This is a genomic window from Klebsiella sp. JB_Kp031, assembly GCF_040064295.1.
GTDB lineage: Bacteria > Pseudomonadota > Gammaproteobacteria > Enterobacterales > Enterobacteriaceae > Klebsiella > Klebsiella quasipneumoniae.
Map to the genome: position 1 here is coordinate 37,124 of NZ_JBEAJW010000042.1, position 11,640 is coordinate 48,763.

11 protein-coding genes are annotated in these 11,640 nt (G+C 62.5%); 7 read left to right on the forward strand and 4 right to left on the reverse strand.

Going from position 1 to position 11,640, the window contains the following annotated elements; genetic code table 11:
- Positions 1-68: 68 nt before the first annotated feature.
- The 3 genes from hutU (at position 69) to ABLV64_RS23260 (ending at position 4,770) form a co-directional block, all read left to right on the forward strand.
- On the forward strand, positions 69-1,757 hold the full coding sequence (gene hutU / locus ABLV64_RS23250; protein ID WP_004886099.1) for a urocanate hydratase: 1,689 nt from the start codon (positions 69-71) through the stop codon (positions 1,755-1,757).
- Positions 1,754-3,289 carry a histidine ammonia-lyase gene (hutH, locus tag ABLV64_RS23255; RefSeq protein WP_032455741.1) on the forward strand — a complete coding sequence of 512 codons (1,536 nt, stop codon included), beginning with the start codon at positions 1,754-1,756 and terminating at the stop codon, positions 3,287-3,289. The genes hutU and hutH overlap by 4 nt, the downstream gene beginning before the upstream one ends.
- A 98-nt stretch (positions 3,290-3,387) precedes the next feature.
- Complete coding sequence (locus ABLV64_RS23260) at positions 3,388-4,770, forward strand: amino acid permease (protein WP_004886104.1); 1,383 nt, start codon at positions 3,388-3,390, stop codon at positions 4,768-4,770.
- Positions 4,771-5,010: 240 nt separating this feature from the next.
- On the opposite strand, the gene ABLV64_RS23265 is transcribed toward ABLV64_RS23260, so the two are convergent.
- Positions 5,011-5,487, reverse strand: a complete 477-nt coding sequence (locus ABLV64_RS23265) for a kinase inhibitor (RefSeq protein ID WP_002895575.1) — start codon at positions 5,485-5,487, stop codon at positions 5,011-5,013.
- Between the two features lie 70 nt (positions 5,488-5,557).
- Positions 5,558-6,847 (reverse strand): adenosylmethionine--8-amino-7-oxononanoate transaminase, encoded by a 1,290-nt coding sequence (gene bioA / locus ABLV64_RS23270; protein WP_217325205.1) that lies wholly within the window; start codon positions 6,845-6,847, stop codon positions 5,558-5,560.
- An 85-nt stretch (positions 6,848-6,932) separates the two neighbouring features.
- Between bioA and bioB the strand changes: the two genes are divergently transcribed.
- Genes bioB through bioD form a run of 4 tightly spaced genes read left to right on the forward strand, consistent with a single transcriptional unit; the run spans position 6,933 to position 10,581 of the window.
- On the forward strand, positions 6,933-7,973 hold the full coding sequence (gene bioB, locus ABLV64_RS23275) for a biotin synthase BioB (RefSeq protein ID WP_004886109.1): 1,041 nt from the start codon (positions 6,933-6,935) through the stop codon (positions 7,971-7,973).
- Positions 7,970-9,127 (forward strand): 8-amino-7-oxononanoate synthase, encoded by a 1,158-nt coding sequence (gene bioF, locus ABLV64_RS23280; protein ID WP_217325031.1) that lies wholly within the window; start codon positions 7,970-7,972, stop codon positions 9,125-9,127. Before bioB ends, bioF begins: the two co-directional genes overlap by 4 nt.
- Entirely contained in the window at positions 9,111-9,866 is a 756-nt protein-coding gene (bioC, locus tag ABLV64_RS23285) for a malonyl-ACP O-methyltransferase BioC (protein WP_064187601.1), read from the forward strand. Before bioF ends, bioC begins: the two co-directional genes overlap by 17 nt.
- Positions 9,859-10,581, forward strand: coding sequence for a dethiobiotin synthase (gene bioD, locus ABLV64_RS23290; protein WP_023320010.1), 723 nt, complete (start codon positions 9,859-9,861; stop codon positions 10,579-10,581). Before bioC ends, bioD begins: the two co-directional genes overlap by 8 nt.
- Here the strand turns inward: bioD and ABLV64_RS23295 are convergent.
- Both ABLV64_RS23295 and ABLV64_RS23300 read right to left on the reverse strand, forming a co-directional pair.
- Positions 10,523-11,245, reverse strand: coding sequence for an ATP-binding cassette domain-containing protein (locus ABLV64_RS23295; protein WP_017900923.1), 723 nt, complete (start codon positions 11,243-11,245; stop codon positions 10,523-10,525). The two genes, bioD and ABLV64_RS23295, sit on opposite strands and share 59 nt — an antisense overlap.
- An 86-nt stretch (positions 11,246-11,331) precedes the next feature.
- A complete protein-coding gene (locus ABLV64_RS23300) occupies positions 11,332-11,544 on the reverse strand; it encodes a hypothetical protein (protein ID WP_004886124.1) in 213 nt (70 codons plus the stop codon).
- Between the last annotated feature and the right edge of the window lie 96 nt (positions 11,545-11,640).

The window sequence follows — 11,640 nt, forward strand, 5'->3', positions numbered from 1 at the left end:
TTGCGCATGCTTGTATAGACAAGTATATGTATCTACGTAAACAACGTTCATTGTCAGGAGAAACCCCGATGTCGCAAAGCAAATATCGCCAGCTGGACGTCCGTGCGCCAAGAGGCACGACGCTGACCGCGAAGAGCTGGTTGACCGAAGCCCCGCTGCGTATGTTAATGAATAACCTCGATCCCGATGTCGCCGAAAACCCGCACGAGCTGGTGGTCTATGGCGGTATTGGTCGCGCAGCGCGCAACTGGGAATGCTATGACGCTATCGTGAAGGCGCTGAAGAACCTGGAAAGCGACGAAACCCTGCTGGTCCAGTCCGGCAAGCCGGTGGGCGTTTTCAAAACCCATGAAAACTCGCCGCGCGTGCTGATCGCTAACTCCAACCTGGTCCCGCACTGGGCGACCTGGGAACACTTCAACGAGCTGGATGCCAAAGGGCTGGCGATGTACGGCCAGATGACCGCTGGCAGCTGGATCTACATTGGCAGCCAGGGCATCGTGCAGGGCACCTACGAAACCTTCGTCGAAGCCGGTCGTCAGCACTATCAGGGCAGCCTGAAAGGCCGCTGGGTGCTAACCGCCGGGCTGGGCGGCATGGGCGGCGCGCAGCCGCTGGCCGCGACGCTGGCCGGGGCCTGCTCGCTGAACATTGAATGCCAGCAGAGCCGCATCGATTTCCGTCTGCGCACCCGCTATGTGGACGAACAAGCTACTTCTCTGGATGACGCCCTGGCGCGCATCAAGAAATACACTGCCGAAGGTCGCGCTATCTCCATCGCCCTGTGCGGCAACGCCGCGGAGATCGTGCCGGAGCTGGTGAAACGCGGCGTGCGCCCGGATATGGTCACCGACCAGACCAGCGCCCACGACCCGCTGCACGGCTATCTGCCGAAAGGCTGGAGCTGGGAAGAGTATCAGCAGAAAGCCGAATCCGATCCGCAGGGCACCATTCTGGCGGCGAAACGCTCGATGGCCGACCACGTGCAGGCGATGCTGGCCTTCCATGAGATGGGGGTCCCGACCTTCGACTACGGTAACAACATTCGCCAGATGGCTCAGGAAGTGGGCGTCAGCAACGCCTTTGATTTCCCGGGCTTCGTGCCGGCCTATATCCGCCCCCTGTTCTGTCGGGGTATCGGACCGTTCCGCTGGGTAGCGCTCTCCGGCGATCCGCAGGATATCTACAAAACCGACGCCAAAGTGAAAGAGATCATTAAGGATGATAAGCATCTGCACCACTGGCTGGATATGGCGCGCGAGCGCATCAGCTTCCAGGGGCTGCCGGCGCGTATCTGCTGGGTCGGTCTGGAATGGCGGCAGAAGCTGGGCCTGGCGTTTAACGAAATGGTGCGCAGCGGCGAAGTCTCCGCGCCGATCGTCATTGGCCGCGATCACCTTGACTCCGGCTCCGTCGCCAGCCCAAACCGCGAAACCGAAGCGATGCGCGACGGCTCTGACGCGGTCTCCGATTGGCCGCTGCTCAACGCCCTGCTCAACACCGCCAGCGGCGCGACCTGGGTGTCGCTGCACCACGGCGGCGGGGTAGGCATGGGCTTCTCGCAACACTCCGGGATGGTTATCGTCTGCGATGGCACCGATGAAGCGGCGGCGCGTATCGCCCGCGTCCTGCACAACGACCCGGCCACCGGTGTGATGCGTCATGCCGACGCGGGGTACGAGATTGCCATTGAATGCGCAGCAGAACAGGGTCTCAATCTTCCGATGGTCGCGGCAACGCAGGGGAACGCGAAATGAAATCTTTAACTCTGATCCCGGGTCAACTCAGCCTGTCGCAGCTCCGCGACATCTACAGCCACCCGGTGAATATTACCCTCGACAGCGGCGCGTTTGCCGCCATCGACGAGAGCGTGGCCTGCGTCAACGCCATCCTTGCCGAAGGGCGGACTGCCTACGGCATTAACACTGGTTTTGGCCTGCTGGCGCAGACCCGGATCTCGACGGAAGATCTGGAGAACCTGCAGCGTTCGCTGGTGCTGTCCCATGCGGCGGGCGTTGGCGAGCCGCTGGACGATGACCTTGCGCGCCTGATTATGGTGCTGAAGATTAACAGCCTGTCCCGCGGTTTCTCCGGGATCCGCCTGAGCGTGATCCAGGCGCTGATTGGCCTGGTGAATGCCGGCGTGACGCCGTGGATCCCGGCGAAAGGTTCCGTCGGCGCCTCCGGCGACCTCGCGCCGCTGGCGCATATGTCGCTGACCCTGCTTGGCGAAGGCAAAGCGCGGGTACGCGGCGGCGAATGGCTGCCGGCCACCGAAGCGCTGCGTCAGGTTGGGCTGGAGCCGATTACCCTGGCGGCGAAAGAGGGGCTGGCGCTACTCAACGGCACCCAGGCCTCGACCGCTTTTGCCCTGCGCGGTTTGTTCGAAGCCGAAGATCTGTTCGCCTCCGCGGTCGTTTGCGGGGCGTTAACCACCGAAGCGGCGCTGGGTTCGCGTCGTCCGTTCGATGCGCGTATTCATGAGGTACGCGGCCAGCGCGGGCAGATTGATGCGGCGGCGCTGTATCGCCATCTGCTGACCGACGATAGCGCGATCTCGCAGTCGCACCATAACTGCAGCAAGGTGCAGGACCCGTACTCCCTGCGCTGTCAGCCGCAGGTGATGGGCGCCTGCCTGACCCAGATCCGCCAGGCGGCGGAAGTGCTGCTGGCCGAAGCCAACGCGGTCTCTGATAACCCGCTGGTCTTTGCCGCTGAAAATGACGTCATCTCCGGCGGTAACTTCCACGCCGAACCGGTGGCGATGGCCGCGGATAATATCGCGCTGGCGATCGCCGAAATCGGCTCGCTCTCCGAGCGCCGCATCGCGCTGATGATGGACAGCCATATGTCGCAGCTGCCGCCGTTCCTCGTGAAAAACGGCGGGGTGAACTCCGGGTTTATGATTGCCCAGGTCACGGCGGCGGCGCTGGCCAGTGAAAACAAAGCGCTATCGCACCCGCACAGCGTCGACAGCCTGCCGACCTCCGCCAACCAGGAAGACCACGTCTCGATGGCGCCGGCGGCCGGTCGCCGCCTGTGGGCGATGGCCGAGAACACCCGCGGCGTATTGGCCGTTGAGTGGCTGGCGGCGGTGCAGGGGCTGGATATGCGCGAAGGGCTGACCACCAGCCCACTGCTGGAAGAAGCGCGTCATCTGCTGCGCGAACGTGTCCCTCATTATACGCAGGATCGCTACTTCGCCCCGGATATCGATAATGCCATTGCGCTTCTGGCGGCCCGTCACCTGACGCGTCTGCTGCCTGCCGTACTGCCAGGCCTGCACTAATCACCGTTGTTCTCTGTACCCGCGTCGGGGGAAGTCATTCCCCCGACCGCCCTACATCGCATATTTGTCGTCATATAAAAAAACCAGGACACCTGTATATGCAACAACAACACAAGCCACATCTGCTGCGCGGGCTCAATGCCCGACACATTCGATTTATTGCGCTCGGCTCCGCTATCGGCACCGGGCTGTTCTATGGCTCGGCCTCCGCCATCAAGGCGGCGGGCCCGGCGGTGCTGCTGGCCTATCTGATTGGCGGCGCGGCGGTGTTTATCGTCATGCGCGCGCTGGGCGAGATGGCGGTGCGCAACCCGGTTTCCGGCTCCTTCGGCAGCTACGCCCGCCAGTATCTCGGGCCGCTGGCCGGGTTTATTACCGGCTGGACCTATACTTTTGAAATGGTGATCGTCGCCCTGGCCGATGTCACCGCCTTCGGCATCTATATGGGATTGTGGTATCCCGATGTCCCGCGCTGGATCTGGATCCTCAGCATCATCTTCTTTATCGGTGCCATGAACCTGTGCAACGTGCGGGTGTTCGGCGAGATGGAGTTCTGGCTGTCGCTGGTGAAGGTGGTGGCGATTATCGCCATGATGCTGGCGGGCGCCGGGATCATCTTCTTTGGCTTCGGCCATAGCTTCCCGGCTACCGGTCTGGAAAATCTGTGGAGCCACGGCGGCTTTGCTCCTAACGGCTGGCAGGGCGTTATCGCTTCGCTTGGCATCGTGATGTTCGCTTTCGGCGGGGTGGAGATTATCGGCGTCACCGCCGCGGAAGCGAAAGATCCGAAAAAGGTCATCCCGCAGGCCATCAATACCATTCCGCTGCGTATTATCCTGTTCTACGTCTGCACCCTGGCGGTGCTGATGGCGATTTTCCCGTGGAACAGCTTTGGCGAGCAGGGGAGTCCGTTTGTGCTGATTTTCGACGGTCTGGGGATCCCGGCGGCGGCGACAATCCTTAACATCATCGTGATCAGCGCCAGCATTTCGGCAATTAACAGCGATATCTTCGGCGCCGGACGCATGATGTACGGCATGTCGAAAGAGGGGCTGGCGCCGAAAAGCTTCCAGCGCATCGCCAGCAACGGCGTACCCTGGATGACGGTGGTGGTCATGGGCGGCGCGCTGCTGGCGGCGGTGGTGCTGAACTATCTGATCCCCGAGCAGGTCTTTGTGCTGATTGCTTCGCTGGCGGCATTCGCCACGGTGTGGGTGTGGTTGATGATCCTGCTGTCCCATTTCGCCATGCGCCGTAGTTTGTCTGCCGAAGAGCGCAGCCAGATTGCCTTCCCCGTCCCGTTCTGGCCAGTTGCGCCGCTGTTGACGCTGCTGTTTATGGGGCTGGTTATCGCGGTGCTGGGGATGTTTGCTGAGACGCGGATGGCGCTGATTGCCGGCCTGGTCTGGCTCGGGCTGCTGACGGTGGTGTGGTACGCGCGGGTGCGTAAAACGGCGCTGCAGGTAGCCACTGAACAGTAAGGCCAATTTCCCCGGTGGCGCTGCGCTTACCGGGGCTACAAATGGCACGGACCGTAGGCCGGGCAAGGCGTCAGCCGCCGCCCGGCATAAAAGCGGCTCCGTGCCCGCGGCAATCGCCCGGCGGCGCTGCGCTTGCGTGGGACTGGGGGTATTGTAGGTCGGGTAAGCGCAGCGCCACCCGAAAAACAAATGGCGCCGCAAGTAGCCCGGATAAGGCGACAGCCGCTATCCGGGGGGAGATTAACTGAACAGGGCGGTGATGGAGGCGCTGGCGAGGGAATGGAAATGGACGTTAAAGCCGACCATTGCGCCGCTGGCCTCGGCATCCACTTCAATTTTCTCGACGTCCAGGGCGTGGACGGTAAAGATATAGCGGTGGGTTTCGCCCTTCGGCGGCGCTGCGCCGCCGTATCCCGCCTTGCCAAAATCGGTGCGAGTCTGAACGGCCTCTTCCGGCAGCTCCGCCTGACCGGAACCGGCCCCTTGCGGCAGGACGCGGGTATCCGCAGGCAGGTTAGCCACCACCCAGTGCCACCAGCCGGAGCCGGTCGGCGCATCCGGATCGTAGCAGGTCACCACAAAGCTTTTGGTTCCTGCGGGCACATCATCCCACATCAGATGCGGCGAAATATTGTCGCCATCGTAGCCCATGCCGTTGAAGACGTGACGATTAGGCAGCTTACCGCCGTCCTGGAGATCGTGACTGATCAGTTTCATGCTTCATCCTCATTGATAATGCGCTGATTAACCTGGAAGTGTAGCCTGCACCACGACGCAATTCCGCTATTTATTCGCTAAAAAATGTTTCATCCTGCACCGCCAGGTTAACGGCGCGGGTCAGGCGGGACAGCTGGTCAGGCGCGATGATGTACGGCGGCATCAAATAGATCAGGCGGCCAAACGGGCGGATCCACACCCCCTGCTCGACGAAAAAGCGCTGCAGGGCAGCCATATTGACCGGGCGACGGGTTTCAACCACGCCAATAGCGCCCAGCACGCGGACATCGGCGACCAGGGCGGATCCCCGCGCCGGCGCCAGCTCGGCCAGCAGCTGGGCTTCAATCGCCGCCACTTGCCGCTGCCATTCGCCGCTATCCAGCAGGCGCAGGCTTTCGCTGGCCACCGCGCAGGCCAGCGGGTTGCCCATAAAGGTCGGGCCGTGCATAAAGCAGCCGGCTTCACCGTTGCTGATGGTTTCCGCCACCTCGCGGGTGGTCAGCGCGGCGGAGAGGGTCATGGTGCCGCCGGTCAGCGCCTTGCCCAGACACAGTATGTCGGCGGTAATCCCGGCGTGTTCACAGGCGAACAGCTTGCCGGTGCGGCCAAAGCCGGTGGCAATCTCATCGGCGATCAGCAGTATCCCTTCCCGGTCGCACATTTTACGCACCCGCTTCAGCCACTCCGGATGGTACATCCGCATCCCGCCCGCGCCCTGTACGATCGGTTCGAGGATCACCGCGGCGATGTCGTGACGGTGCGCGGCCATCAGGCGGGCAAAGGGCACCATATCCATTTCATCCCACTCGCCGTCAAAGCGGCTCTGCGGCGCGGGGGCGAACAGGTTATCCGGCAGATAGCCCTGCCACAGGCTGTGCATCGAGTTCTGCGGATCGCAGACCGACATCGCGCCGAAGGTATCGCCGTGATAGCCATTGCGGAAGGTCAGGAAACGTCGACGCGGTTGGCCTTTCGCCTGCCAGTACTGCAGGGCCATTTTCATCGCCACCTCAACCGCCACCGAACCGGAATCAGCGAGGAAAACGCACTCCAGCGATTCCGGCGTCATTGCCACCAGCTGGCGACAGAGCGCCACCGCCGACGGATGGGTAATCCCGCCGAACATCACGTGCGACATCTGGTCGATCTGCGCTTTCATCGCCGCATTCAGGCGCGGGTGATTGTAGCCGTGGATTGCCGCCCACCAGGAGGACATACCGTCAACCAACTGTTCGCCGCCGGCGAGGGACAGCTCGCAACCGTGGGCGGAAACCACCGGGTAGACCGGCAGGGGGGAAGTCATAGAGGTGTAGGGGTGCCAGATGTGGCGCCGATCGAAGGCGAGATCGTCCAGGGTCATAAGTGACTTGTAAACCATTTTGAAAACATTTAGGTTTACGAGTATAAACCGAACCGTAAATTAACAAAACCCTTTGGAGAGGCCAATGGCTCACCACGTACGTTGGACAATGTCGCAAGTAACTGAATTATTTAATAAACCACTCATCGATCTGTTATTCGAAGCGCAGCAAATCCACCGGCAACACTTTGATCCGCGCCAGGTGCAGGTCAGCACCCTGCTGTCGATCAAAACCGGCGCCTGCCCGGAAGATTGTAAATATTGTCCGCAGAGCGCGCGATATAAAACCGGGCTCGAAACCGAGCGCCTGATGGAAGTCGAGCAGGTGCTGGAATCAGCGCGTCAGGCGAAAAACGCCGGCTCGACCCGCTTCTGCATGGGCGCGGCGTGGAAAAACCCCAACGATCGCGACATGCCGTATCTGGAGCAGATGGTGAAAGGGGTGAAGGCCCTGGGGCTGGAGTCGTGCATGACGCTTGGCACTCTGACCGACAGCCAGGCGCAGCGCCTGGCCGAGGCGGGCCTCGATTACTACAACCACAACCTCGATACCTCGCCGGAATTTTACGGCAACATCATCACCACCCGCACCTACCAGGAGCGCCTGGATACCCTGGACAAAGTGCGTGACGCCGGGATCAAAGTCTGCTCCGGCGGTATCGTCGGGCTGGGGGAGACCGTGAAAGACCGCGCCGGCCTGCTGCTGCAGTTGGCTAACCTGCCCACGCCGCCGGAAAGCGTACCGATCAACATGTTGGTGAAGGTCAAAGGTACGCCGCTGGCGGATAACGACGATGTCGACGCTTTCGATTTTATTCGCACTATCGCCATCGCGCGCATCATGATGCCCACCTCTTACGTGCGTCTCTCCGCCGGCCGCGAGCAGATGAACGAGCAGACCCAGGCGATGTGCTTTATGGCCGGGGCGAACTCGATTTTCTATGGCTGCAAACTGCTGACCACGCCGAACCCGGAAGAAGATAAAGACCTGCAGCTGTTCCGCAAGCTGGGGATCAACCCGCAGCAGACGGCGGTGCTGGAAGGTGATAATGAGCAGCAGCAGCGCCTGGAGCAGGCCTTACTCACCCCGGACACTGAGGAATATTACAACGCGGCGGTGCTATGAGCTGGCAGCAGCGAATCGATCGGGCGCTGGACGAGCGACGAGCGGCGGATGCTCTTCGCCGCCGCCTGCCGGTGACGCACGGCGCCGGGCGCTGGCTGGCGCGGGAAGGGGAGCGCTGGCTTAACTTCTCCAGCAATGACTATCTTGGCCTGAGCCAGCATCCGGCGATTATCGCCGCCTGGCAGCAGGGGGCGGAACGTTATGGCGTCGGTTCCGGCGGTTCGGGACACGTAAGCGGCTATAACGAGGCCCACCGCGCGCTGGAAGAGGAACTTGCCGACTGGCTGGGCTATCCGCGCGCGTTGCTGTTTATCTCCGGCTTTGCCGCCAATCAGGCGCTGATCGCCGCCCTGGCGGATAAAGAGGATCGGATCGTGGCCGACCGCCTGAGCCACGCCTCCCTGCTGGAGGCGGCAAGCCTCAGCCCGGCGCAGCTACGCCGTTTCGCCCACAACGATCCGCAGCAGCTCGCGCAACTGCTGGCTAAGCCGCTGGCGGGCGAACAATTGGCGGTCACTGAAGGCATTTTCAGCATGGATGGCGACAGCGCGCCGCTGGCGGCCATTCACGCCGCGGCGCAGGCAGCAGGGGCATTGTTGCTGGTGGATGACGCCCACGGCGTCGGCGTGGTCGGCGACGAAGGACGCGGGAGCTGCGCCGCGCAGGCGGTGCGCCCTGAGCTGCTGGTGGTTACCTTCGGCAAGGCCTTCGGCGTCAGCGGCGCGGCGGTGCTGTGCGACGAAGCAATGGCCGATTATCTGCTGCAGTTTGCCCGTCATTTGATCTATAGCACCGCGATGCCGCCCGCCCAGGCGGTGGCGCTGAGCGCCGCGCTACGGGTGATTCGCAGCAATGAAGGACAGCAGCGTCGCGACATCCTGGCCGCCCGCATCCGGCAGTTCCGCAAGGGGATGGGCGAGGTGTCGCTGGGGTTGACCGACTCCGTCAGCGCGATCCAGCCGCTGATCGTCGGCGATAACGGCCGGGCGCTGAGCCTGGCCTCACGTCTGCGCGACGCGGGCTGCTGGACGACGGCGATCCGTCCACCGACGGTGCCGGTCGGCAGCGCTCGTCTGCGCCTGACCCTGACCGCCGCCCATCAGGCTGAGGACATTAACCGTATACTGGAGGTGCTGCATGGCCACGGTGAATAAGCAGGCGGTGGCCGCGGCGTTTGGCCGGGCGGCCGGCGGCTATTCGCAACATGATGAACTGCAGCGGCGCAGCGCGGAATTGCTGCTGCGCCAGCTGGCGCGTCGCGATTTTCCCCGGGTGCTGGATGCTGGCTGCGGCCCCGGCGGCATGAGCCGCCGCTGGCGTGAGGCGGGCAGCGTGGTGACCGCGCTGGATCTCTCCCCCGGGATGCTGGCAGAGGCGCAGCGTAACGACGCCGCCCAGTATTACCTGCTGGGCGACATTGAGGCGCTGCCGCTGCCGGACGCCTGCGTCGATCTGGCGTGGAGCAATCTGGCGGTGCAGTGGTGCGACGATCTGCGCGCCGCCCTTGGCGAGCTGTACCGGGTGGTGCGCCCCGGCGGCAGGGTGGCGTTTAGCACGCTGCTGGCCGACTCGCTGCCGGAGCTCAATCAGGCGTGGCAGGCCATCGACGACCGGCCGCATGCCAACCGTTTTCTCAGCGAAGCGGCGGTGCGCGCGGCGCTGAGCGGCCTGCGGGCGTCCGGCAAGGTGCATCAGATTAGCCTGCCGTTCGCCGACGCGCTGAGCGCCATGCGATCGCTGAAGGGCATCGGCGCCACCCATTTGCACCAGGGGCGGGCATCGGCCCCGCTTGGCCGCGGCAAACTGCGCGAGCTACAGCTGGCCTGGCCGCAGCGGCAGGGCGTCTGCCCGCTGACGTATTCTCTTTTTACAGGAGTCATTGAGCGTGACTAAACGTTTTTTTGTCACCGGGACCGATACTGAAGTCGGGAAAACCATCGCCAGCAGCGCCCTGCTGCAGGCGGCGAATCAGCTGGGTTTTCACACCGCTGGCTACAAGCCGGTGGCTTCCGGCAGCGAGCTTACCGCCGCAGGGCTGCGTAATGAAGACGCCCTGGCGCTGCAGCGTCATAGCCGGGTCGCGCTGCGCTATGAACAGGTTAACCCGTATACCTTCGCCGAGCCGACCTCACCGCACATCATCAGCGCCGACGAAGGGCGTCCGATCGCCGCGGCGAGGCTCTCCAGCGGGCTGCGCGAGTTAGAACGCCTCGCCGACTGGGTGCTGGTGGAAGGGGCCGGCGGCTGGTTTACGCCGCTGTCGGAAACCCTGACCTTTGCCGACTGGGCGCAGGCGGAGCAGCTGCCGGTGATTCTGGTGGTGGGCGTCAAGCTCGGCTGCATCAACCACGCGATGCTTACCGCCCAGGCGGTACGCCAGGCAGGGCTGCCGCTCGCGGGGTGGATCGCCAATGACGTGCAGCCGCCAGGCAAGCGCCACGCCGAGTATCTGGCGACGCTGAAAAACCGGCTGGCCGCGCCGTTCCTCGGCGAAATACCGTGGCTTGCCGATATCGCGCAGCGCGACGATCTCGGCCAGTATCTGGATCTCAGGGCGCTGGATCCGGCGTCATCCACTGCGCCAGCAGCGGTTCATCCAGCGCCATAATATCGCCTTCGGCGACGTTACGGCCCCGGTGCAAAACACAGAAACGATCCGCTACCCGGCGGATAAAGGGCAGGTGCTGCTCGGCGAGCAGCACCGTCAGGCCGATATCGCGATTCAACCGCAGCAGCAGATCCGCCAGCTTTTGCAGACAGCGCGGCCCTCTGCCGCGCGAGGGTTCATCAAGGATCAGCAGCCGTGGCTGGACAATCAGCGCCCTGGCCAGCGCCAGTTGGTACTGATCGTCGTCGCTCAGCGAGGCGCCTTTGCGCTGCCGTAGGGCATAGAGTTCGGGAAAATGTTCATAGATCTCGCCGCCGCTGGCGTTAGCCCCGGGTTTCCCGGCTGCGAGGGCAATATGCAGATTCTCTTCCACGCTGAGCTGCGAAAAGATGCGTTTATCCTGCGGCACATAGCCGATACCGATGGCGCTGCGCGACTGGGCCGACAGGGGGGTGAGATCCTGCGGCGGGGCGCCAATGTCATGCCAGGTCATCCGGCCGCTGGCCACCGGCAGGTGCCCGGCAATGCAGTTAACCAGGGTGGTTTTTCCCATGCCCTCGCGTCCCAGTACGCCAATGCACTCCCCCGGGCGTAGTTCAAGATCAACATTCCACAGCGAATGCTGGTTGCCGTAAAAGTGATTTACTGCCTGTAAATTCAACATGGACGTTTTCTCCTTATCCTGGCGTCAGGGCGACAGAAAGATGCTGCAAAACTCTTGCCAGGAAAAAGAACGCTCGGAAAAAAACGCTAAATGCCGATACCATCAGGCACAGCCAGCGCCTGGGGTGCACTTTTCCGGTGCCCGACGCTAAAGGGTGGTGCAAAAAGCAGCAAAAATCGAGCGGCTTTAAGCGGATAGTTATCAAAAATAGTTCGATAAAAATTTTTCGCCACGTGATTAAGGCCGCCAGACGATTTGCGCCGGGCGGCGGCGGTCTTGGGCTGCAGACAGTTATCCACTATTCCTGTGGATAACCTTGTGTATTAGAGTTAGAAAACCTGCGGTAAGCTAGAGCGTACGCGGCTTGCGGCTGAATTGGCGCGAAAGGCGTCTTT

What these genes read in the sequence shown, in the direction of transcription:
- hutU (WP_004886099.1), top strand. Translation starts at nt 69, where the DNA reads ATGTCGCAAAGCAAATATCGCCAGCTGGACGTCCGTGCGCCAAGAGGC.
- ABLV64_RS23265 (WP_002895575.1), bottom strand. Translation starts at nt 5,487, where the DNA reads ATGAAACTGATCAGTCACGATCTCCAGGACGGCGGTAAGCTGCCTAAT.
- hutH (WP_032455741.1), top strand. Translation starts at nt 1,754, where the DNA reads ATGAAATCTTTAACTCTGATCCCGGGTCAACTCAGCCTGTCGCAGCTC.
- bioF (WP_217325031.1), top strand. Translation starts at nt 7,970, where the DNA reads ATGAGCTGGCAGCAGCGAATCGATCGGGCGCTGGACGAGCGACGAGCG.
- bioB (WP_004886109.1), top strand. Translation starts at nt 6,933, where the DNA reads ATGGCTCACCACGTACGTTGGACAATGTCGCAAGTAACTGAATTATTT.
- bioC (WP_064187601.1), top strand. Translation starts at nt 9,111, where the DNA reads ATGGCCACGGTGAATAAGCAGGCGGTGGCCGCGGCGTTTGGCCGGGCG.
- ABLV64_RS23295 (WP_017900923.1), bottom strand. Translation starts at nt 11,245, where the DNA reads ATGTTGAATTTACAGGCAGTAAATCACTTTTACGGCAACCAGCATTCG.
- ABLV64_RS23260 (WP_004886104.1), top strand. Translation starts at nt 3,388, where the DNA reads ATGCAACAACAACACAAGCCACATCTGCTGCGCGGGCTCAATGCCCGA.
- bioA (WP_217325205.1), bottom strand. Translation starts at nt 6,847, where the DNA reads ATGACCCTGGACGATCTCGCCTTCGATCGGCGCCACATCTGGCACCCC.